The following is a 19,906-nucleotide window of genomic DNA, read 5'->3' on the forward strand; positions in this document are numbered from 1 at the left end:
CACGCGCTCAGCTTGGGAAGCTCGGGTTCTTCGTGGGCGGCTGCTTGGCTGAACTGCGGCAGAGCGGGGCGCGGGGCCTGACTGACCGACAGCCTGGTCCCCGCCACTCCCCGTGGTTCCCCGCACAATCTGGCACGTGTCTGGCACGGGCGCGGTCGTCGGCTCGGCCTCGGATTACTCGTAGGTGGTCGCAGCTCGTAGAGCTCGTGCGAAGAAGCTCCAGTCCCCGTCGGCGGGCAGATCGCGGCCGGCGTTGCTGTACCAGCCGTCCGCATCGTCGATCCACGCTGCCGGCGACTCCAAGAAACTCGCGAGGTCCGCGTTTTCCCACGAGTGCCCCTCCTCGGTGTGGCTGCGGTGGAGGACGCGGTCGAAGGCAGCCAGGTCTTCTCTGCTGCCGACATGGTCAGGAGAAGTGGTCATGAGCGGCACCCTACTTGGCACGCTCGCGGTTGGAGGGGGCTGGCGAACACCGCTTTAGGAGTTCGGTCCGAGCGCGGTCCAGCTGCCGCCGACTGACGCGACGCCCGGACACAGACGCTGGTGTACGCCCCCGTCCGGCGTCGTTGATGTCGGCAGCGGATGTCAGTCATGCGGCTGCGGGGCGGGCGACAGTGCGGTGCGGGCGGCGGAGAGGACCTGCTCGGACAGCGGGGAGTCCTTGGTGGCGCGGGCCAGGAGAAGGGCGCCGAGCATGGTGCACAGCCGGGCGATGCCGTCCTCGTCGTCGGTGGCGAGCCACTGGGTGAAGTCCTGTACCCCTTCGGCGTAGGTGCGGGGCGCCCCGTGGTCGCCACTGTCCCGGGCCATGTCGGTGGCGAGCGCGGCGACAGGGCAGCCCGAGGAGGGGTTGTCCCGGTGCCGGACGGACAAGTACCCGTCGATCAGGGACTGCTGGGCCTCGGCACGGCGCCCCTCGTGCTCTTCGAGTGTGGTGGCGTGGAACTCGGTCAGTTCGCCGAACGCGTGGGTGACCGCCTCGTCGATCAGTGCCTCCTTGGAGGCGAACTGCTTGTAGAAGCCGCCGTGCGTCAGGCCGGCCGCCTTCATCAGATCCGCGACGCTCACGCCCGTGCCCTGCTCGCGGAACAGCCGCGAGGCCCGCTCCACGACCCGTCGGCGGTTCGCCTGTGCCTGTGCCTGTGAGACGCGACCCATCGGGCACCTCCCTTTTGGATGTCGGACGACATCTATCGTACGGTGCTATTTAGATTATTTGCATCATCTATTCGGGGCGCTCCTCTCCCCTCATCCAAGGGCGCGCCCCCTTCACGGGAGACACTCCATGGCCACTCGCCTCGGCCCGGCCGCCGAAGCCGACCTGACCACTGCCACCGCCGCCACCGCCCCCGCCACCTCCGCCACCGCGCCACCGGTCCGGCTCTGGCTCCAGCCGACCGTGATCGCCCTGGTCGTCGTGGCGGCCTTCGTCGGCTGTTACGTCGGTCTGCAGCGCAACCCCCAGCCGCACCGGGTGCCGGTGGCTGTCACCGGGCACAAGCTTTCGGGCGAGATACGCCAGGCCCTCGGCGACAGCGTCGATGTCCATCCGGTCGTCGACGCCGCCACGGGGCGCGACGAGCTGGAGCGCCGCGACGTCGTGGCCGCGCTCGGTGGCCGCGCGGACTCCGACCGGCTGCGCCTGGAGGTCGGCGGGGCCAACGGACAGTCGACGACGACGGCCGTCAAGAGCCTGATCGGCGCCTATGCCCACGGGTCGGGCCAGCGCCTGACCACGGTGGACGTCGTCCCGTTCGCCCGTTTCGACTCCCGTGGGCTGGCCGGGTTCTACATGGCGTTCGGAGTCACGCTGGCCGGCTTCGTCCTCGCCCAGAACGCCCTCGGCCTCGCGAACCATCTGCACCTGCGCCACCGGTTCTGGCTGCTGTCCGGCGTCTCCGTGGCCATCGGCATCGTCGCCACCGTCATCGCCGGACCCATCCTCGGGGCGGTGCCCGCGCCGGTGATGCCGCTGGCCTTCACCCTGACCCTGCTCGCCGCGGCAGCCACGTTCACCACCAAGCTGCTGGGCACCTACCTCGGCCCGGTCGGCGTGCCCGTCGCCACCCTTTTGCTGCTCACGGTCGGCAACTCCACCAGCGGAGCCACCATCGGACCGGACCTCCTGCCCTCCGCCGCTCGCGCCGTCTCCGCCCTGCTGCCGCCGGGCGCGGCCGTCCGCGCCGTGACCGACCTGAGCTACTTCCACGGCGCGCAGGCGGTGCAGCCACTGACCACCCTCGCGCTGTGGGCGGTGATCGCCGCCGTCCTGGTGGGCCTGCGCCCCCGCCTGAGGCGGCGGCGCACGCGAGTGACCACCTGACCCACGGTCAGGGTGGCGGTCGTGCCGCAGACATGCCACAGACGTGCCACTACGGGCCTGCGGGGTCCTCCTCGAACCCCGCAAAGCCGGCCCGGGTGGAAACCTCTCCTGAGCCGGCGCTTCTCTCTGTGCCCCGGGCGGGATCCGAACCCGCGCACCCGGATCCGGAAGCCGTCACGTCCCCCTGAGCAACCCGTTCACCGCCCGCCCGAACACCGCGCGTGCCGCTCGCGCCACCACGCCGTCGAGGAAGCCGGGGAGGAAACGGATCCGCAGCTCCTCGCGCCACACCACGCGGGTGCGGCCGCCGGGCCCCGGACGGACCTCGATCTCGGCCCATCCCCGCACGATCCGCCCGCGCTTGTCCAGACGGCACAGCCCGGGCTCACCGTCCACCGGCGGATGCCAGATGGTGACTTCCATGGGATCGTTGAAGGCGAGGGGGCCGAGGCCCGAACGGGCCACCAAGCGCGTGCCCTCCCGGGTCGGCGCGGCCGTGACCACGGTGACCCGGGTCAGTGGAACCACGGCGCCGTGGCGGGGCCACTCAGTGAGCCGCCGCCACGCCTCTTCCAGAGGGAGCGGGGCCGTGCGTTCGAAAGAGAAGGTGGGCACGGCACGATCGTAGGGAATGGGCGCCGGTCACCTGCGCCTTCGCCCCAGGCTCACCCGCTCGGCGCAGTCGGGTGTCCGCGAGACGTCGTATCCGGGAACAGTCGGTGCGAGAGCGGAGGGACGGCGGCCGCCCGCTTACGCTTCCTGCCATGGGCCGGGCAACCAGCCCGCCCGCATGGGGAGTTGATCCACATGCCACTGAAGACCTACGGCGTCCTGATCGCCCGGGCCATCGGCACCCGGCGCGAGGGCGCGCAGGACAGCCCGCACTATCAGATCCACCTCACCGACGACCAGGGAACGCACTACCGCGCCGCGGTCAACGTGCTCTCCCAGCAGAAGCCCGCCGACCTGCTCTACCTGGTCGCCGACGACTTCCGGCACCCGGTGACCACCCGGCTGGAGGGCCTGTCCGGCGGCTGGAACCCGCTGCCGCCCGATCCCGGCGGACCGAACCTCGACTTCGTGCGCGGCAACCTCTTCGACCCGGCGCGCCTGCGTACGCTGCCGGCGGACGTCGCGGGCCCCGACAACGACCTCGCGGACCTCCTCGACCACTACGTGCGGCGCGCGGTGGACGACCCGGACGCACGCCTGCACCTCTTCGGCGCCCGCTTCGGCCCCGAACCGCATGTCAAGGACAAGGTGTTCGGCTTCCTGCCCGGCAACGGCGTCCACGACATCCATATGAACCAGGGCAACAGCGGGCGCTTCATCGGTGACGACGGGGTCTTCCAGGACGGCGGGCTGCTGCTGCACTTCCCCGGCGAGTCCCGCTGGGTCGGGATCTTCCTCGCCTTCCAGAGCCAGTCCTGGCACACCGACGACACCACCGGCCGCCCCCTCGACGGCGTCGACGGCACCCGGCCCAAGCCCGGCACGCGACCCGTACGCATCGTGTCGGCGCTCGTCCACCCCACGGGCGCCGCGCCCGAGGCGGAGACCGTGACTCTCCTCAACGCCTCGCCCGAGCCGGTCGACCTGAGCGGCTGGCGCCTCGTCGACCGCGAGGTCGGGAGCGCGCGGGTATCCTCCGCGGCCCCCCTCGCGCCGGGCGCCTCTCTCGCCGTCACCCTCGCCGACGGCAGCCGGGTCGGGAACCACGGCGGCGAGATCACGCTCCTCGACCCGGCGGGCCTCAAGGTGCACGGCGTCTCGTACACCGCCGAACAGGCCGCGCGTGAGGGCTGGTCCGTGGTGTTCTGACGCACGGCGCGTCAGGGCCGGTGCACCGTCCCCGGCTCCGCCTTCCCGGGCGCCGGCGGCTGAGGGAACACTCCGACTTCGCTCCGTTCGCCTCGTGGCGGTCGAGGGTCCCGAACCGGGCCGGTGCCCCGTGCGCCGCCTCGGTGCGCACCGAGCTCGGTGCCGTGGTGTCGACCTGAGCGCAGCCGGACACCTTCAGCGCCAGGCAGGCGGCCGCCGAGGCGAGGGCGGCCGGGCGCACCCTTCGCCCCTCTTTGCTCCCTCTTTGCCCATCTTCATGGCGGCGGGCTGCGGGGCGCCGGGTGCGTCCCGGACGGTGTCGAAGAAGGCATGCCGGAGCTGTACACAGTGCGTATAGGCGCTTCGCGAAGGGCCCTGGGACGTCCGACGGCAGGGTCGTCCCTCGTCGTAGCACCATGGAGGTGCGGGGGAAACGACCCCGGCGAGAGGACGAGCCCATGCGCTTCCGGGACCGTGCCGAGGCCGGACGGGCACTCGCCGGCCTGCTGAGCGAACTGCGTGAGCGGGGCGAACTCCCCGACCCCCTGGTCCTGGCCCTGCCCCGCGGCGGGATCGCCGTGGCCGCGCCCGTCGCCCGGGCCCTCGACGCCCCGCTCGACGTGCTCGTCGTGCGCAAGATCGGCGCCCCGCACCACGAGGAGTTCGCCGTCGGCGCCCTCGCCGCCGACGACCCGCCCCTCTTCGACGCGGACACCCTCGAACGGCTGGGCCTGACCGAGCGGCGACTCGCCCCGGTCGTGGAGCGGGAACGGCGCGAGCTGGCCCGGCGTGAACGCCGCTACCGCGGAGACCGGCCTCCCCCGGACGTGAAGGGCCGTACCGTGATCGTCGTGGACGACGGCCTGGCCACCGGCGCCACCGCCCGCGCCGCCCTGCGCCATGTACGGCGCAGGTCCCCGGCCCGCACCGTGCTGGCCGTCCCGGTCGGCCCTCCCGACTCCCTCGACCTGCTCGCCGGCGAGGCCGACACCGTCGTGTGCCCGTACCGGCCCGCCGCCTTCTGCGCCGTCGGCCAGTGGTACGACGACTTCGCCCAGCTGACCGACGCCGACGTGCTCGACGTACTCGACGCGCTGCACGCCCGCTGAGCGCCCGGGGAGCGACGATGCCCGAACTCGACGAGGAGGAGGCGCGACGCCGGTTCACCGCGGCCCGGGTGGCCCGGCTGGCCACCGTCGGCCCGGCGGGCCGCCCCCACCAGGTGCCGGTGGTCTTCGCGGCGCACACCGCCGACGGCACCGACCGGCTCGTGACCGCCGTCGACCACAAGCCCAAGACCACCACCCGCCTCGTCCGGCTCCGCAACATCGCGGCGCACCCGCCGGTCTGCCTGCTCGCGGACGCCTACGACGAGAACTGGGACCAGCTGTGGTGGGTCCGCGCCGACGGCGAGGCCCGCGTCATGCCGCCCGACGCGGCCGACCCCGCCCTACGGCACACGTACGAGACCGCCGTGGCGCTGCTGTGCGCGAAGTACCCGCAGTACCGGGACCGCCCGCCCGCCGGTCCGGTGATCACCGTCACGGTGCGGAGATGGACCGGATGGGAGGCTCGGGCGCCCGTCTGAGGCGGTGGAGACCCGCCCGTCCGTGACAACACCGTGCACACCAGTAGTACCGGAAGGCCACGCGGAGTAACCTCGGGTGCCATGACGCGCACGGGGGAGCGAGCCGTCAAGTCGCGGTTACGGACGCCACCTTGGATCGCCCGCATCGAAGAGCCGGACGGGCGGGTCCTCGGTGCGGGGGTGCTGCTCGCGCCCGACCGGGTGCTCACCGCGGCCCATGTCGTCGGTCCGGGCCGGTCCTACGTCATCCACTTCGTCGGCGTTCCCGGCGTGCCCGGCGTCGCCGCCACGGCGGTCGCGGACGAGCACGTACCGCAGCGGGAGGACGCCTTCGGCGACCGCAGCGGCGATCTGGCCCTGCTGCGGCTGGCCCGGCCGCTGCCCGCCGAGCACGCCACCCGGCTCTACCGGCTCGCCTCCCCGCACGGGCCGGTGAGCATGTACGGCTTCCCGGCCGGCGACGACGGCGGCCGCTGGCACGGCGCCACCCTGGTCGCCGCCCGCGGCCGGGACAACCAGGTGCAACTGCGCCCGCAGACCCCGGACGAACGCGCCGAACCCGGCTTCAGCGGCGCGGGAGTGGTCGACCACGCCACCGACGAGGTCATCGGCATCGTCCTCAGCGTCGACGAGGGACCGGGCTCGGTCTTCAGCTACATGAGCCCCACCGAGACCATCCTGAGTCATCTGCCGCAGATCGCCGCCTGGACCGAGGGCGCCGAGGCCGTCGACCCGGCGCTGCGCACCGGCGCCACGGATGCAGCGGGCCGGCTCGACGTGTCCTTCGCCACCGAACTCGCCTGCTGGTTCCGGGGCGAGGGCTGGCCGGTGCTCGTCACCGTCGTCCCCGCCCGCAGCGGCCGTGACTGGACCCTCACCCGTGCCATCACCCTGGCCGACCGGGAACTGCGCACCCGGCACAACACCAGCGCCTTCAGCCACGACCCGCCCGAGACCGTGCCCCCCGCCGGCGGCCACGATCTCGCCCTGGACGTCCGTGGCATGACGGTTCATCAGGTACTGGACCGGATCGCGGGACGCCTGGGCATCCGCGGCGACCCCCGGCCCGAGCAGCTGGACGCCCTGCGCGTCCCGCTCGCCGCCGTCGTGGTCGGCGTCGACCAGGCGGCCGAACCCGACGCCCTGCTGGGCCTGCTGGACCGGCTCGCCCAGCAAGGGGCCCGCCTGCTGCTGGTCTTCCGCCGCCGCGGCGGCCGCGCCGCCCACGCCGCCGAATCCTTCGTCCGGCGCCCGCTGCACGACCGCTGGGTCCAGCTCGGCCACGAACTCGACCGCATCGTGGACGAGTTGGGACCAGCACTCGACGAGCGGCGCGACCGCGTCCTGCCGGACCCCGGAACCAGGCCCCTGCTGGAACAGGCCGAGGCCGGCGTACGACGCACCCGGATGCTGCGCGCCTGGGTCGCCCACACCCCCGAGGGCGAGCGCGAACCCCGGCGGGCCGACCTGATGTTCACCTTCGAGGACGCCGCCGAACGCCGCCGGCAGCGTCTGGAACAGGCGCTCTCGGCCCTCGACGCCCGCACGCGCCGCCGCGAGGAACTCCTCGGCCGCGTCAGCGCCGAATGGCCGCTGTGCAGGGAACGGGCCGCGGCCCAGGGCGACCGGGTCATGGAGGCCTACCAGCTCTACGAACGCGCCCTGGCACTGCTGCGGCAGACCCCCTGCGACGTGGACCGGGCGGAGCGCGCCGTCGACCGGTTCATCGGATTCTGCTCCGGCACGGCATCCTGGACGGAGGGCGCCCCATGACCTCGTGCATCCGGCCCGGCTGCGCGGGCCGCATCATGGGCACCGGCTACTGCGACACCTGCGGACACCGGCACCAGGAACCGCGGACCGAGCCGCCGTCCGCACCGCCCGGCCCCGGCGCGGAGGAGCCGCCCGGCCCGCAGCCCACCCACGCCGTCGCCGGCGTCGGCGAACTCGACCAGCACGGACTGGTCCGGCTGCCCGACGTCCCGGTCCCCGAGGACGGGCTCGTCGAGGACCCCAGGCCGCCCACCGGCGGCCGCCGCTGCGGCGCGCTCGGCTGCACCATGACCATCGGCGTCGGCTACGGCGGACAGCCCGCCCGGGCCACCGGCCGCTGCCCGCGCTGCGGCACCCCCTACTCGTTCCTGCCCCAGCTGAACCAGGGCGACGTGGTCGCCGGCCACTACCACGTCCTCGGCTGTCTGGCCCGCGGCGGCCTCGGCTGGATCCACCTCGCCGAGGACACCCGCGCCGACGGCTACCGCGTCGTCCTCAAAGGGCTGATCAACGTCCACGACGCGCTCGCCCGCCGCAACGCCGTCGAGGAACGCCACTCGCTCACCGACCTGCACCACCCCGACATCGTCCGCATCATCACCTACGCCGAGCACGAGGTCAGTGGCAGCTCGCCCACCGGCTACCTGGTCATGGACTACATCGGCGGCCGCTCCCTGCAGCGGCTCTTCGCCGCCGAGGACACCGAACGGATCTTCCACGGCCGCCCCCGTCTCGACCACGTCCTCACCTACGGCTGCAAGATCCTCGGCGCCCTGCAGTACATGCACGAACGCGGGCTGCTCTACTGCGACATGAAGCCCGACAACGTCATCCACTTCGGACGGGCCGTCAAGGTCATCGACCTCGGCGCGGTCCGCGCGATCGGCGACCGCGCCTCCGCCTACGTGTACACCGCGGTCTACGCCCCGCCCAAGGAGGAGATCGACCGTCGCGGCTGGCACGTCGACAGCGACCTCTACACCGTGGGCAGGACCTTGCAGGACCTGTACGAGGCCACCGAGCCGCCCCGGGGCCTCGCCTCCGACTCCTTCCGCCGCCTGATCGACCGCGCCACCCACGCCGAGCCCCGCGCCCGGTTCCGCTCGGCCGCCGAGATGTCCCGTCAACTGTGGGAAGTGCTGCGCGAGTTCCGCTCGCTGCAGTTCGGCGAGCAGCTGCCCGAGAGCTCCACCCGGTTCCGTGCCACCGACGCCAGTCTCGACGCCGGGCTCGGCGCGATCCCCTCCCTGGACCACTGGACCGGCCGGCCCGGGGAACACCCCGCCGCCCTCGACGTCTCCCCGCCCCGGCCGCCGAGGTCGCCGGCGTCCTGCCGGAGCCGGTTCCCGACCCCGACGACGGCGCCGCCCTGCTGCTGGACACCTTCCCGCCCGACGCGCCCGACCGGGTCGCCCGGCAGTGGCCCCGCGAATCCCGCCTCGGCACCCCCGAGACCGCGCTGTGGCTGTGCCGCGCCCACCTCAGAAGAGGCGAGCAGGACGAGGCCCGGAGCTGGCTGGCCGAGGCCGCCACCCAGCTCGGCGAACGCGCCGCCGCCTACGACTGGCGCATCGCCTGGCACCGCGGCGTCCTGCATCTGAGCCGGGCCGAGGTACGGGAGGCCGGCCACTGCTTCGAGGCCGTCTACCGGGCGCTGCCCGGCGAGTACGTGCCCAAGCTCGCCCTCGGCTACTGCGCCGAACACGGCGGCGACCAGCGCACGCGGCGCGCCATGCGGTTCTACGAGGCCGTCTGGGCCCGGGACTTCGCCCACACCGCCGCCGCGTTCGGCCTGGCCCGCGGCCACCTCCTGGCCGGCGACCGGGACGCGGCCGTACGCGTCCTCGACGACGTCCCCTCCACCTCCCGGCACTACGACGCCGCCCGGATCGCGGCCGTGCGGGTTCGGGCCGGCATCCTGCACGGCCTCGCCCCGTCGGCGGACGATCTGCGGGACGCGGACCGGCGGCTGCCCGAGCTGCGCCTGGACGGCGGCGCCGCCGACGGCGAATCACGGGCCCGGCTGGTCGCCGAGGTTCGCGAGAACATCCTGCGCTGCCGTCCCGAGGACGGCTGGGGATCCGGGTTCCCCGCCGGTGACCTGCTCGGCTCCGGCGCCGAGGGCACGCTGCGCGCGCTGCTGGAGCAGTCCTTCCGGCACCTGGCGGCGCAGGCGCGCACCGCGGGCGAACACGGCCGGCTGCTCGACCTGGCGCACGCCGTGCGGCCGATGACCACGTTCTGAGCACGCGCGACACACAACCGCCCACAGGGAAGCGAGGGGGACGCGGCCATGAGCGTGCCCGAGCACGCGGAGAACGCCCAGAACGCCGGGGGCAGCGTCGAGGTGACGCTCGCCGTCGGCCAGCAGAAGGAACTGCCCGTCCTGCCCGCCGCGGCCGGGCGGCCGCCCGACCGCGAGATGCACGCCATCCTGGAGATCGGGGTCACCAGTGGCGGCACCCCGGGGATCGCCTCCGGGCCCGCCCGCGGGTCCCGACCCGTCCTCGCCGAGGTGCTGATCGTCGACACCTCCCGTTCCATGCTCCACCCGGCCGCCAAACTGCACGCCGCGAAGGACGCCACGGCCGCCGCGATCCGGCTGCTGCCCGAGGGAACCGCCTTCGCCGTGCTCTCCGGCCGGTTCGACGCCACCGTGGTCCACCCCGGGGCGGGTCTGGCCGTGATGTCCGTCGCGGAGTCCGCCGAACGTGAGGCCGCCGAGCGCGCCGTACGCATCCTGGAGGCGGACGGCGGCACCGCCATCGGCACCTGGCTCGATCTGGCCCGGCGGCTGCTCAAACAGCAGTCCGCGCCGATCAAGCACGTCCTGCTGCTCACCGACGGGCGCAACGAGCACGACGACCGGAGCCCCAGCCGGCTGGACACCGTGCTCGACGCCTGCGAGGGACGGTTCGTCTGCGACGCCTGGGGGATCGGCGACGACTGGGACGCCGACCTCCTGCTGACCATCACCCGGCGGCTGCACGGCCGGGCGGGCGCGGTCCGCCACGAGTCCGAACTGCCCGCCGTGTACGAGGAGTTGATGAACGGACTGCTGGGCACGGCCGTACCTGAGCTGCGCATCAGGCTCACCCCGACCCCCGGCACGGTGATCCGCCAGGTCAAGCAGGTGGTGCCGAACGAACAGGAACTCCTCGCCACCGGAGCCGAGTTCGGTGAACGCGGCGTCGAGTACGTCACCCGGGCCTGGGGCGAGGAGAGCCGGCACTTCCAGGTCGTCCTGACCGCCGACCCGACCGAACGCGAGATCGGCGAGGACCTCCAGCTCGCCGCGGTGGACGTGGTCGTACCCGACTTCGGGCGCACGGTACGGCTGCCCGCGCCGCGGCCGATCCTGGTCCGCTGGACCGACGACCCGCGCGACGCCTCCCGGCAGCATCCCGGGGTCCGCCGCCACGAGCTGTACCGGCAGGCGAGCGCCGCAGCGGTCCGGGCCCACCGGGCCTGGCTGCGCGGCGCGGAGGGCCGGGCGACGGCGGACCGGGAACTCGCCCGGGCGCTGGCACTGGCCGTGGAACTGGGCGATGCCCCCCTGCTGCACGAACTGCGCCGGATCGAGGCCGCACCGGGTACCGGCCGGGTCCGCGACGGTCTCAGGGACGTCGACTGGCAGCATCTGATCCTCTCCACCGCCATGACCACACCACCGCGGCAGCCGGACGCCGGTCCACCCCCCGCCGGCCCGCCCGAAGCGCATCCACCGGCCGCGCCCGGACCTGACGAACTCATCGAGTGCCCGGGCTGCCGATGGATCGGCCCGGCGGACTCCGTGTACTGCGGCGGCGACTGCGGGCGCCTTCTGAAGGGGGCCCGATGAGCGGCGGCACGGGTACGGGAGGCCGGGTGCGTCCGCGGACGGCCACCGCCGTCCGCCCCGCCTTCGGCCCCCGCGCCCCAGCCCCCCTGCCCCGCCTGCTCGGCCGCCTCCTGGGGGCCGGGCCGCGCCCGCCGGACGGCGCCAGTACGACCGCCCACGACCTCGCCGTGTGCCGCCGGCTGCTGCTGGCCCTGTCGGCCCTGCTGACCCTGTCCCTGTTCCTCTCCTACGAGGGCGTGCACGGCGACGCGAACCCGCTGCGCACCTCCAGCGCCCCCGCCGTCCTCGCCATCGACACCGCGCTGTACGCGCTCGACCAGGCGCAGGCGGACGCGACCGCGACACCGCCGTCCCCCAGCGAGTTCCAGAAGCAGATCTCGGTGGCGGCGCAGAGCCTGTCCCGGGCCGCCGCGGGCGACGTGGGCGGGCCCGCGGGCCGACAGGCCGTGCAGACCGTCTCCGGACTGATCGCCGGGTACACCGGCATGATCCAGAAAGCCCAGGCGGAGCCCGAGACAAGCGTGCTGCGGGAGGCCTACCTCAGCTACGCGACCAGCATGCTGAAGGCCGGCGACTCCGGCATCGAGGCCCGGCTGACCGAGCTGCAGCGCGGACAACTGGCGGCGGTCGGACGGCAGACCTCCTTCGGGCCGCTGCTCTGGTTCGGCTGGAGCGTGGCCGCGCTGTTCCTCGTGGCGCTCGGCGCGGCCCTGGTGGAGACGCAGCTTTTCCTGCGCCGCCGGCTGCGGCGCAGGTACAACCGCCAACTCATCGCCACGGGCGTCCTGTCGGCCACCGGGTTCGGGGCCCTGCTGCTGTTCACGGTGTGGACCCACCAGGGCATGGCGGACACCCGCGCCCTGCTCGACGGCGCGCCGACCGGCTCGGACATTCCCGACGCGGGGCGGCACACCGCCTCGTATCTCGCGCACACCGGCTTCCGCGCGGCGGCCTCGGTGTGGATCGTGATAGGAGGTGTCGTGCTCATGGTGCTGACCGAGACGGGGCTCAGGCCGCACATCAACGACTACCGGTTCAGGCCCCGGTGAGCGCCCCCGGCAGCGGCCCCGCGACGGCCGTACCCGGCGCCCGGCGCCGCCCCACCCGGCACCTCGTGCGCGTGGTCACCGCGGTGGCCGGCTGTCTTGCCGTGCTGGCGGCGGCCGTCGTGGCGGGCGTCCACACCCTCGGGCGGGAACCGACCGTCACCCTGCTGGCCAACTGGACCGGCCCGGACGCGCGGCACTTCCGGGACAGGGTGATCGCCCCCTTCGAACACGCTCATCACATCCACGTCGACTACCAGGGCAGTTCCGCCGAGAGCCAGGTGCTCAGCGCCGACATGGAGGCCGGTACACCCCCCGACGTCGTGGTGCTCACCGGCCCGGGCGAACTCGCCGACTACGTGGGGCGAGGACAGCTCTTCCCCGTCGAAGACCTCATCCCCGAGAAGGCTTTCAGCACCTCCTGGGCCACACCGCTGCGGGGGCACGTGTACTGGTTCCCACTCAAGGCCGACATCAAGAGCATCGTCTGGTACCCGAAGGGGACCACCGGCCCGCAGCTGACGCAGGCGGGGAAACGGCCCGAACAGTGGTGCCTGGGCATGGGGTCAGGCGCCACCAGCGGCTGGCCCGGCACCGACTGGATCGAGGACATCCTCCTGCAGCAGTCCGGCCCGCGGGTCTACCAGCGGTGGGCGCGCGGCCTTCTGCCCTGGCAGTCCAAGGAGGTGGAACGGGCCTGGCGGACCTGGAAGGACCTGGTCGGTGCGGGAGGATCCCGGGACCTCGTGGCGCGGGCCCTGAAGACCGACTACCAGGACGCCTCCCAGCTGGTCGCGCAGCGGCCGCGGCAGTGCATGCTGGAACACCAGGCGTCCTTCGTGCGCACCTACGGCCCCTGGAAGGACGCGCACGGCGTCTACCAGCCCTCGTCCCGGCTGATCCCCGGCGCGAGGTCCAGGAACACCTGGGAGGTCTCCGGCGACCTGGTGGCCCTGCTGCACGACACCCCGCAGGCGCGGCAGCTGATCAGCCACCTCGCCTCCACCGACGCCCAGCAGGCATGGAACGCCTCGGAGTCCGGCTTCTCGGTGGACAGCGCGGCGCGGCCGGCCGCAGGCTCCGCCGACTGGCACCGCTCCCTGGCCGGCGCCCTGCTGAACCGCGAGGCGGTCCGCTGTTTCGATGCCTCCGACGCCATGCCGCCCGCCGTCCGTGACGCCTTCGCCCAGGCCACCATCGACTTCCTCGCCGACCCGCGCGACCTGGGCGGGCTGCTGAAGAACCTGGACAGCCTGCGCAGCGACGAGGAGCTGACCTGGCTGCCGTCGGTCTGCGACCGTGGTACCTGAGCGTGTGCGGCCGAGACCGGCCGGTGTGTCCCGCGTGCGGACACACCGGCCTGCGACGGGCTGCCTCAGGCCCGGCTCCAGGGAAGCCTCAGCTCCCGCCCCTGCGCCCGTCCCGCCTCGGCGGCCGGGCGGCGGGTGGCGGGGTCCAGCGCGTTGTCGCCGATCGCGGCCCGCGACGCCTCGTCCGGCCCGACGACCACGACCTCGGCCCCCCGGGCGCGCAGCTCCTCCACGGCCCGCTCCAGCGGCTGCTCGCTGGGGAACGGCTCGGTGGTCCCCAGCGGCACGATCACCAGCACCCGGTCAGCGCCCGCGGCGTAGTCGACGTTGGCGATGGACCGCACACCGCCGTCCACGTACCGGCGCCCGCCGATCGTCACCGGCGGCCACACACCCGGCACCGCACAGCTCGCCGCGACGGCGTCGACCAGGGGAACACCCGAATCCCGGTCGAAGACGCTCGGCTCCCCGCTCTCGGCGTCCACCGCGACGACCTTGAGCGCACGGTCCGGCCAGCCGTGGGACGGCAGCCGCGACTCGATCACCGCGCGCCGATCCGTCTCCGGCACGGTCCGCGCCTCGAGCGCCACCCGTCCGACGGCGCGCCGCAGCTCCGGCACCGAGGCGGCGGAGCCCGTCGCCGCGCCGATCTCCGCGGCGAACTCCTCCAGGTCCATCTCGGCCATGATCTCGGCCGCCTGCAACGCGGGATCCACCTGCCGGGCGTACAGGTCCTCCAGCCCCAGACCGCTGCCCAGCTGAGCCGCCACGGTCGCCCCCGCCGAGGTCCCGAGCAGGAGATCGGCTCCGGTCACGTCCTGCCCGGTGTCGGCGAGCCCCGCCAGCAGCCCGGTGGTCCACGCGATACCGCCCACACCGCCGCCGCCCAGCACCAACGCCTCGGTCATGTCAGCTCCTTGAAGTCCGTGATCCATGAAGTCGGTGATCCACAGAGAAGGACGCCTCACGGGGCGCCAGGATTCCCACGGGCGCCACAGACGTCCCGATGGCACTGCGCGGGCCGGGCGAACGGGCCCGGCGGCGACCGGCCGGGCGCGTCGGACATGCCGGACGGGGCGCCCGCCTCGTAGCCTGAAGTGGACGCAGACGCCCGGGAGCGGGACGTGGGCACGGGGGACGGGAGGTCGCCCCATGAACAGGCGCTGGACCGCCCGGCCGGCCCTGCTGGCGGGCGCGGCGGCGGTGGCGGTGCCGCTGGTCTTCGCCGGGCTCCACGGCCTCGTACTCGTGGCGGTGGGAGCGGCCGTCAGCCCCGGCCGCCTCTCCTTCCCTTGGCCCGTCCCCGGCCCGCCTCGGTCCCGCCGCCCGCCGACCCGTGCCCTGCCTCGTACGGATCGGCCGCGGCACCGCAGGGCGCCTCCTCCTCCAGTTCCCGCCGGGCCGTTCGGAGGTCCTGCCGCGCCTCCTCGCTCACCACGGGATAGCGCGGGTCGATGTCCATCAGGGTGTGGGCGAGGATCGCCGCCGTGCAGATCCGCGCGAACCACTTCCGGTCCGCCGGTACGACGTACCAGGGAGCCCATGGCGTACTGGTCGCCGAGAGCATCTCGGAGAACGCCCGTTGGTACGCGTCCCAGTGGCGCCGCTCCCGGACGTCGGCCGCGGAGAACTTCCAGTTCTTCTCCGGCAGGTCGATCCGCTTCAGGAAGCGGATGCGCTGCTCCTCCTCGGACAGGTTCAAGAAGACCTTCACCACCCTGAACCCGTTGTCCGTGAGATAGCGCTCCCAGTCGTTGATCTCGCGGTACCGCCGCGCCCAGACGTCGTCTTCACGTGCCTGCTCCGGCAGCTTCTGCCGGATGAGGTTCTCGGGGTGCACGCGTACGACGAGAACCTCCTCGTAGTGGGAGCGGTTGAAGATGGCGATCTCACCGCGCGCGGGCAGGCGCCGGACGTAGCGCCACAGATAGTCGTGGCTCAGTTCCTCGCTGGAAGGCACCTTGAAGCTGCTCACCTTCACGCCCTGCGGATTGACACCGCTCATCACGTGCCGGATCGTGCCGTCCTTGCCGCCGGCGTCCAGCGCCTGGAGGCACAGCAGCACACCTTGGGTGTCCTGGGCGGCCAGCCGCTCCTGGTACTCGGCCAGCAGGGCCACCCCGCTGCGCAGCAGCTCCACCCCGTCCCGCTTCTTCAGTCCGGCCCTGTAGCGGGGATCGAAGTCCTGGCCCAGACGCACCTTCGAGCCCGGCGCCACCCGGAGTGGGCCGATGAAGTCCGCGATGCTTGCGGCACTGTCGTCCACATGCTCATTCTCCGGTCGTCCGGACAAGATCGCCCGCCGGGAAGCCGGGCGATTTCAAAAATGAGGAGCTTCGACATGCCGCTGCTACGCCGCCCTGTCGGAGCCGGATGATCCGGCCGGGCCCAACGCCCGGTCGAGGGCTGTGCGCCCGTTCCGGATTGGTGATCTTCGCCGGTTCCTCGGTGTGGGCGGCGTACGCAGGCGACGCGGGCCAACTGATTGCCGCTCGGGCCGCGATGGGAGTAGGCAGCGCGCTGATCATGCCCGCCAACTTGGCCATCATCATGTGGACCTTCACCGGCCCCGCTCGGGCAACCGCGATCGCCATTTCCTCGACATCCGCCGGTGTCGGAATGGCTGTGGGCCCGGTATTGGCGGGGTTGCTTCTCGACCATTTCTGGTGGGGCTCGGTCTTTCTGGTCAATGTCCCGGTCGTGGTGCTGGCGTCGGCCGGGATCGCCATACTGGTCCCGAATTTCCGCAGCCCCGTCCTGCGGTCGCTCGACCCGGCTGGGATGTTGCTGTCGGTCAGCGGGCTCGCGGCGTTGGCCTACGGACTGATCCGTGCGGGGCAGGTGGCCGCCTGGAGTCGTACGGATGTCTGGGCGCCGATCGCCGTCGGACTGGTCCTGCTGGCCGCTTTCGTAATCGTCGAACTGCGAATGCAGGCGCCCAGCTTCGATCCCCGACTGCTTGCGCAACGTACGTTCGGTGGCGGTAACGCGGCGCTCGGACTGCTCCTCTTCGCCATAGCCGCCGTCACCTTCTACAGCGCGTTCTACCTGCGGGGCGCACGCGGCTTCTCGCCGATGGAGGCGGGCTCGGCCAGTCTCCCGACCGCGCTCGGCGCGACCCTCGGCGCGCGATCGAGCCCTCGCTGGGCGATGTACCCGGGCCGATGCAGGACCGGGCGCGGGTCTCCGCCGAACAGGCCCGGCATGTCGCCCGCCGCTCCGTGACCGGGGCGCCCCCCGTTCCGGGGCCGGTAGCCAACCCGCCCATGAGGGCGATGACGTGGGCAGCCACTGACACCGGGGGAATCGGTGCCCTCTTCTGTTCGACGAGGAAGCGGGCGTGGTCGACCCGGCAGCGCAGAGCGTCCGCGGTGACCGTGGCTGCCCGGGTCTCGCCGTGGCGTGAACGCGCCTGCCCGTGCAGAAGTGCCCCGTGCGCTGCGTTGCCCAGTCGGGTCCCTCGGCGTTTCTCAGCTGTAGACCTCTATCCAAGGGACTCCTGTCATGCCCTCTCCCGCCCATATCGCCATGGTCGGCACGCCTCTGGTCGGCCATGTGCTGCCCAGCCTGGAGATCATCCGTGAGCTGGTGGCCCGCGGCCATCGCGTGACGTACGCAGGCGCCGACCACGTCGCCGAGCTGATCACCCCCACCGGCGCCGACCTGGTCCGCCTCGCGTCCACTCTGCCGGTCGCCGACCGCGACTGGCCGCAGGACCCCATCGCCGCCGCCTCCCTCTTCCTCGGCGAGGCGATGGCCGTGCTGCCACAGCTGCACGCCGTGTACGACGACGATCCCGCCGACCTCTACCTCTACGACGTCGGCGCGTACGCGGGCCGCGCACTGGCCGAGGCGCAGGGCCGCGGCCTCGTCCAGGTGTCCGCGGCGCATGTGGCCTGGGAGGGTGCCCAGGACGAGATCGGCGCGGCGTTCGCCGGGCTGCCCGGAGGACTCGGATACCGAGCGCGGTTCGCCGCCTGGCTGGCCCGGTGCGGAGCGGTGACCACGAACGTGGAAGAGTTCATCGGCCACCCGCGGCGAGTGCTGGCCATGATCCCGCGAGTCATGCAGCCACATGCGGACCGGGTCGACACCGAGGCGGTGACGTTCGTCGGCCCGTGCTTCGGCGCCGGCCAGGAGCGGGACGGCTGGATGCGGCCGGCCGGAGCGGAGAAGGTGCTGTTGGTGTCGCTGACCGGCTCGGCGTACCCCGGGCCGCAGGAGACCTACCACCAGTGTGCGGCGGCCTTCGCGGATCTCCCGGGGTGGCATGTGGTGCTGCAGACGGGCAGCGGCGGCGATCCGGCCGAGCTGGAGAAACGGATTCCTCCCAACTTCGAGGTACGGCCGTGGGGGACGCCGTCGACGATCCTTGAGCAGGCGGACGCGTGGGTGACGCACACCGGACTGGACAGCAGTGGTGAGGGCCTGTACGCAGGGGTGCCGATGATCGCGGTACCGCGCGGGACCGACCAGTGCCTCCACGCCGACCGGCTCGTCGAACTGGGTGTCGCCCACCGGATCGACACCGCGGACGTCACGGCGGCGGCGCTGCGCACAGCCCTGATGGAACTCATCGGCGACCCACAGGTCGCCGCGCGCTCGGCGTGGCTGTGGTCTGAGGTGCGCGCCGAGGGCGGCACCCGTCGAGCTGCCGACCTGATCGAGGAACAACTGATGGAGGAGCGAGTGGGCTGACCGAACGGGGACGCCGCCCGGCATACCCCCCGCAGTCGCGACGGCCGTCGAAGCCTGTGAGCAAGGAGGGTCGCGGCATGGCTGCGACCCTCCTCGGCCTTCCGCCGCCCGAGGTCAGAGCCAGTCACGCCGCTTGAAGACGATGTACAGACCGGTGCATACGAGCGCCATCAGGACGATCGCGAAGGGGTACCCGAACTCCCAGTGCAACTCCGGCATGCGGGAGAAGTTCATACCGTAGATCGTGCCGACGAGGGTGGGCGCGAACAGGATGGCCGCCCATGACGAGATCTTCTTGACCTCCTCGTTCTGCTCGAACCCCGCCTGGGCGAGCGCCCGCATCTCGGCGTTCTGCTGCTGGGTGACCAGGGTCGCGTTGACGGTGAGGATCTCGGTGAGGGCCTGGCGGAAGCCGTCGACGCGCTCGCTGATGTGGGTGACGTGGTCGGCGACGTCCCGCAGATAGCGCTGGAGTTCCTCGTCGGTCTCGTACTTGGCGAAACCGGCCATCAGGCCGTGCAGCATGCCCACCAGCGGCCGGGTGGCGCGCTGGAACTCGACCATTTCGCGGGAGAGTTCGTAGATACGGCGGGAGACCTCGGGGTCGCCGCGGAAGACCTCGGTCTCGATCTCGTCGACGTCGTTCTGGACGCCGGAGACGACGGGCGCGTAGCCGTCGACCACCGCGTCGAGTATCGCGTACAGGACCGCCTCCGGGCCCAGCCTGAGCAGCTCGGGGGAGTCCTCCATTCGGCGGCGGACCGCGGACAGGTCCGGGGCCGCGCCGTGCCGGACGGTGATCACGAAGTCGGGGCCGACGAACACGTGGAGCTCGCCGAAGTCGACCTCCTCGGGCGCGTCGAGGTATCGGGCGGCACGCAGCACGACGAAGAGCGTGTCGCCGTACCGCTCCAGCTTCGGCCGCTGATGTGCCTCCATCGCGTCCTCGACCGCGAGCGGGTGCAGATCGAACTCGGCGGCCAGGGAGAGGAGTTCGGCCTCCGTGGGACGGGCGAGGCCGATCCACGCCATGCCGGCGGGCTCCTCGCGCAGCTCGCGGTAGGTCTCGGAGAGGCCGGCGGGGGCGGAGACACGGACGCCGTCGCGGTACAGCGCCGCCTGGACCACGCTCGCCGTCTCGGCGGACCGGGCGGTGGTGGCGGGCTCGGCGGCCTCCGGCTGCGGTGCGGCCGGGGCACGGCGCCAGACCGGCTTGCGCCCGCCTCCGTTGCCCTTGCCGCCGCCGTTCCTGCCGCCCACGGCGCTCGCGCCGTTCGCGGCGGCCGGGGAGTTCGCGGCCTGCGCGGCGGGACCGGAGGCGTCGGTGGCCCGGGCGGTCTGCGCGGCGGGGCGGACGGGGCGCTCGGACATCGGCTCCCTTTCGGTCGAGCCTGCGTACGGCGTGATCACGCGGCGGGTACGAGCAGGATAACGGGGGCATACCCGACAGGCGCCCGGAACGGGCACAGGGTTCGGTGGAGAGTTGCGGACCGTGTGTGTCCGCAA

17 protein-coding genes and 1 pseudogene are annotated in these 19,906 nt (G+C 72.8%); 12 read left to right on the forward strand and 6 right to left on the reverse strand.

Annotation, left to right across the window (positions count from 1 at the left end):
* Positions 1 to 174: 174 nt before the first annotated feature.
* Together AVL59_RS12750 and AVL59_RS12755 are read right to left on the reverse strand one after the other, a co-directional pair.
* A complete protein-coding gene (locus tag AVL59_RS12750; protein ID WP_067302970.1) occupies positions 175 to 423 on the reverse strand; it encodes a DUF7660 family protein in 249 nt (82 codons plus the stop codon).
* Positions 424 to 585: 162 nt separating this feature from the next.
* Positions 586 to 1,158, reverse strand: coding sequence for a TetR/AcrR family transcriptional regulator (locus tag AVL59_RS12755; RefSeq protein WP_067302973.1), 573 nt, complete (start codon positions 1,156 to 1,158; stop codon positions 586 to 588).
* Between the two features lie 127 nt (positions 1,159 to 1,285).
* On the opposite strand from AVL59_RS12755, the gene AVL59_RS12760 reads away from it, so the two are divergent.
* Complete coding sequence (locus AVL59_RS12760) at positions 1,286 to 2,323, forward strand: hypothetical protein (protein WP_067302976.1); 1,038 nt, start codon at positions 1,286 to 1,288, stop codon at positions 2,321 to 2,323.
* A 174-nt stretch (positions 2,324 to 2,497) separates the two neighbouring features.
* Here the strand turns inward: AVL59_RS12760 and AVL59_RS12765 are convergent, their stop codons facing one another.
* Positions 2,498 to 2,938, reverse strand: coding sequence for an SRPBCC family protein (locus tag AVL59_RS12765; protein WP_067302979.1), 441 nt, complete (start codon positions 2,936 to 2,938; stop codon positions 2,498 to 2,500).
* A 192-nt stretch (positions 2,939 to 3,130) separates the two neighbouring features.
* Between AVL59_RS12765 and AVL59_RS12770 the strand changes: the two genes are divergently transcribed.
* The 9 genes and pseudogenes from AVL59_RS12770 (at position 3,131) to AVL59_RS12805 (ending at position 13,702) form a co-directional block, all read left to right on the forward strand.
* On the forward strand, positions 3,131 to 4,144 hold the full coding sequence (locus AVL59_RS12770) for a DUF2278 family protein (protein ID WP_067302982.1): 1,014 nt from the start codon (positions 3,131 to 3,133) through the stop codon (positions 4,142 to 4,144).
* 458 nt (positions 4,145 to 4,602) lie between these two features.
* Positions 4,603 to 5,253: a phosphoribosyltransferase gene (locus AVL59_RS12775; protein ID WP_067302984.1), complete on the forward strand. Its 651-nt coding sequence runs from the start codon at positions 4,603 to 4,605 to the stop codon at positions 5,251 to 5,253.
* A gap of 17 nt (positions 5,254 to 5,270) precedes the next feature.
* Entirely contained in the window at positions 5,271 to 5,732 is a 462-nt protein-coding gene (locus AVL59_RS12780; RefSeq protein WP_067302986.1) for a TIGR03668 family PPOX class F420-dependent oxidoreductase, read from the forward strand.
* Between the two features lie 81 nt (positions 5,733 to 5,813).
* Complete coding sequence (locus AVL59_RS12785) at positions 5,814 to 7,505, forward strand: trypsin-like peptidase domain-containing protein (RefSeq protein WP_067302989.1); 1,692 nt, start codon at positions 5,814 to 5,816, stop codon at positions 7,503 to 7,505.
* Between the two features lie 35 nt (positions 7,506 to 7,540).
* Positions 7,541 to 8,581 (forward strand): annotated as a pseudogene (locus AVL59_RS54125) (protein kinase domain-containing protein); the annotation flags it as partial.
* Positions 8,582 to 8,634: 53 nt separating this feature from the next.
* Entirely contained in the window at positions 8,635 to 9,750 is a 1,116-nt protein-coding gene (locus tag AVL59_RS54130) for a tetratricopeptide repeat protein (protein ID WP_237281492.1), read from the forward strand.
* A gap of 48 nt (positions 9,751 to 9,798) precedes the next feature.
* On the forward strand, positions 9,799 to 11,346 hold the full coding sequence (locus AVL59_RS12795; protein WP_067302993.1) for a VWA domain-containing protein: 1,548 nt from the start codon (positions 9,799 to 9,801) through the stop codon (positions 11,344 to 11,346).
* Positions 11,343 to 12,395 (forward strand): hypothetical protein, encoded by a 1,053-nt coding sequence (locus AVL59_RS12800; RefSeq protein WP_208870363.1) that lies wholly within the window; start codon positions 11,343 to 11,345, stop codon positions 12,393 to 12,395. The genes AVL59_RS12795 and AVL59_RS12800 overlap by 4 nt, the downstream gene beginning before the upstream one ends.
* Entirely contained in the window at positions 12,392 to 13,702 is a 1,311-nt protein-coding gene (locus tag AVL59_RS12805) for an ABC transporter substrate-binding protein (protein ID WP_067302996.1), read from the forward strand. The genes AVL59_RS12800 and AVL59_RS12805 overlap by 4 nt, the downstream gene beginning before the upstream one ends.
* 65 nt (positions 13,703 to 13,767) lie before the next feature.
* On the opposite strand, the gene AVL59_RS12810 is transcribed toward AVL59_RS12805, so the two are convergent.
* A complete protein-coding gene (locus AVL59_RS12810) occupies positions 13,768 to 14,610 on the reverse strand; it encodes a patatin-like phospholipase family protein (RefSeq protein ID WP_067302999.1) in 843 nt (280 codons plus the stop codon).
* Positions 14,611 to 14,969: 359 nt separating this feature from the next.
* Complete coding sequence (locus AVL59_RS12815; protein WP_067303001.1) at positions 14,970 to 15,968, reverse strand: polyphosphate kinase 2 family protein; 999 nt, start codon at positions 15,966 to 15,968, stop codon at positions 14,970 to 14,972.
* A 161-nt stretch (positions 15,969 to 16,129) separates the two neighbouring features.
* Between AVL59_RS12815 and AVL59_RS12820 the strand changes: the two genes are divergently transcribed.
* Both AVL59_RS12820 and AVL59_RS12825 read left to right on the forward strand, forming a co-directional pair.
* Complete coding sequence (locus AVL59_RS12820; RefSeq protein ID WP_237281869.1) at positions 16,130 to 16,927, forward strand: MFS transporter; 798 nt, start codon at positions 16,130 to 16,132, stop codon at positions 16,925 to 16,927.
* A 279-nt stretch (positions 16,928 to 17,206) separates the two neighbouring features.
* Positions 17,207 to 18,400 (forward strand): macrolide family glycosyltransferase, encoded by a 1,194-nt coding sequence (locus AVL59_RS12825; RefSeq protein WP_079146668.1) that lies wholly within the window; start codon positions 17,207 to 17,209, stop codon positions 18,398 to 18,400.
* Between the two features lie 114 nt (positions 18,401 to 18,514).
* Here the strand turns inward: AVL59_RS12825 and AVL59_RS12830 are convergent, their stop codons facing one another.
* On the reverse strand, positions 18,515 to 19,528 hold the full coding sequence (locus tag AVL59_RS12830) for a magnesium and cobalt transport protein CorA (protein ID WP_372450345.1): 1,014 nt from the start codon (positions 19,526 to 19,528) through the stop codon (positions 18,515 to 18,517).
* Positions 19,529 to 19,906 lie beyond the last annotated feature (378 nt).

It is taken from the genome of Streptomyces griseochromogenes (assembly GCF_001542625.1).
GTDB classification, from domain to species: Bacteria; Actinomycetota; Actinomycetes; order Streptomycetales; family Streptomycetaceae; genus Streptomyces; species Streptomyces griseochromogenes.

Coding starts and splice junctions, on each gene's coding strand:
- AVL59_RS12750 (WP_067302970.1), bottom strand. CDS start 423: ATGACCACTTCTCCTGACCATGTCGGCAGCAGAGAAGACCTGGCTGCC.
- AVL59_RS12755 (WP_067302973.1), bottom strand. CDS start 1,158: ATGGGTCGCGTCTCACAGGCACAGGCACAGGCGAACCGCCGACGGGTC.
- AVL59_RS12760 (WP_067302976.1), top strand. CDS start 1,286: ATGGCCACTCGCCTCGGCCCGGCCGCCGAAGCCGACCTGACCACTGCC.
- AVL59_RS12770 (WP_067302982.1), top strand. CDS start 3,131: ATGCCACTGAAGACCTACGGCGTCCTGATCGCCCGGGCCATCGGCACC.
- AVL59_RS12775 (WP_067302984.1), top strand. CDS start 4,603: ATGCGCTTCCGGGACCGTGCCGAGGCCGGACGGGCACTCGCCGGCCTG.
- AVL59_RS12780 (WP_067302986.1), top strand. CDS start 5,271: ATGCCCGAACTCGACGAGGAGGAGGCGCGACGCCGGTTCACCGCGGCC.
- AVL59_RS12785 (WP_067302989.1), top strand. CDS start 5,814: ATGACGCGCACGGGGGAGCGAGCCGTCAAGTCGCGGTTACGGACGCCA.
- AVL59_RS12795 (WP_067302993.1), top strand. CDS start 9,799: ATGAGCGTGCCCGAGCACGCGGAGAACGCCCAGAACGCCGGGGGCAGC.
- AVL59_RS12800 (WP_208870363.1), top strand. CDS start 11,343: ATGAGCGGCGGCACGGGTACGGGAGGCCGGGTGCGTCCGCGGACGGCC.
- AVL59_RS12810 (WP_067302999.1), bottom strand. CDS start 14,610: ATGACCGAGGCGTTGGTGCTGGGCGGCGGCGGTGTGGGCGGTATCGCG.
- AVL59_RS12825 (WP_079146668.1), top strand. CDS start 17,207: ATGCCCTCTCCCGCCCATATCGCCATGGTCGGCACGCCTCTGGTCGGC.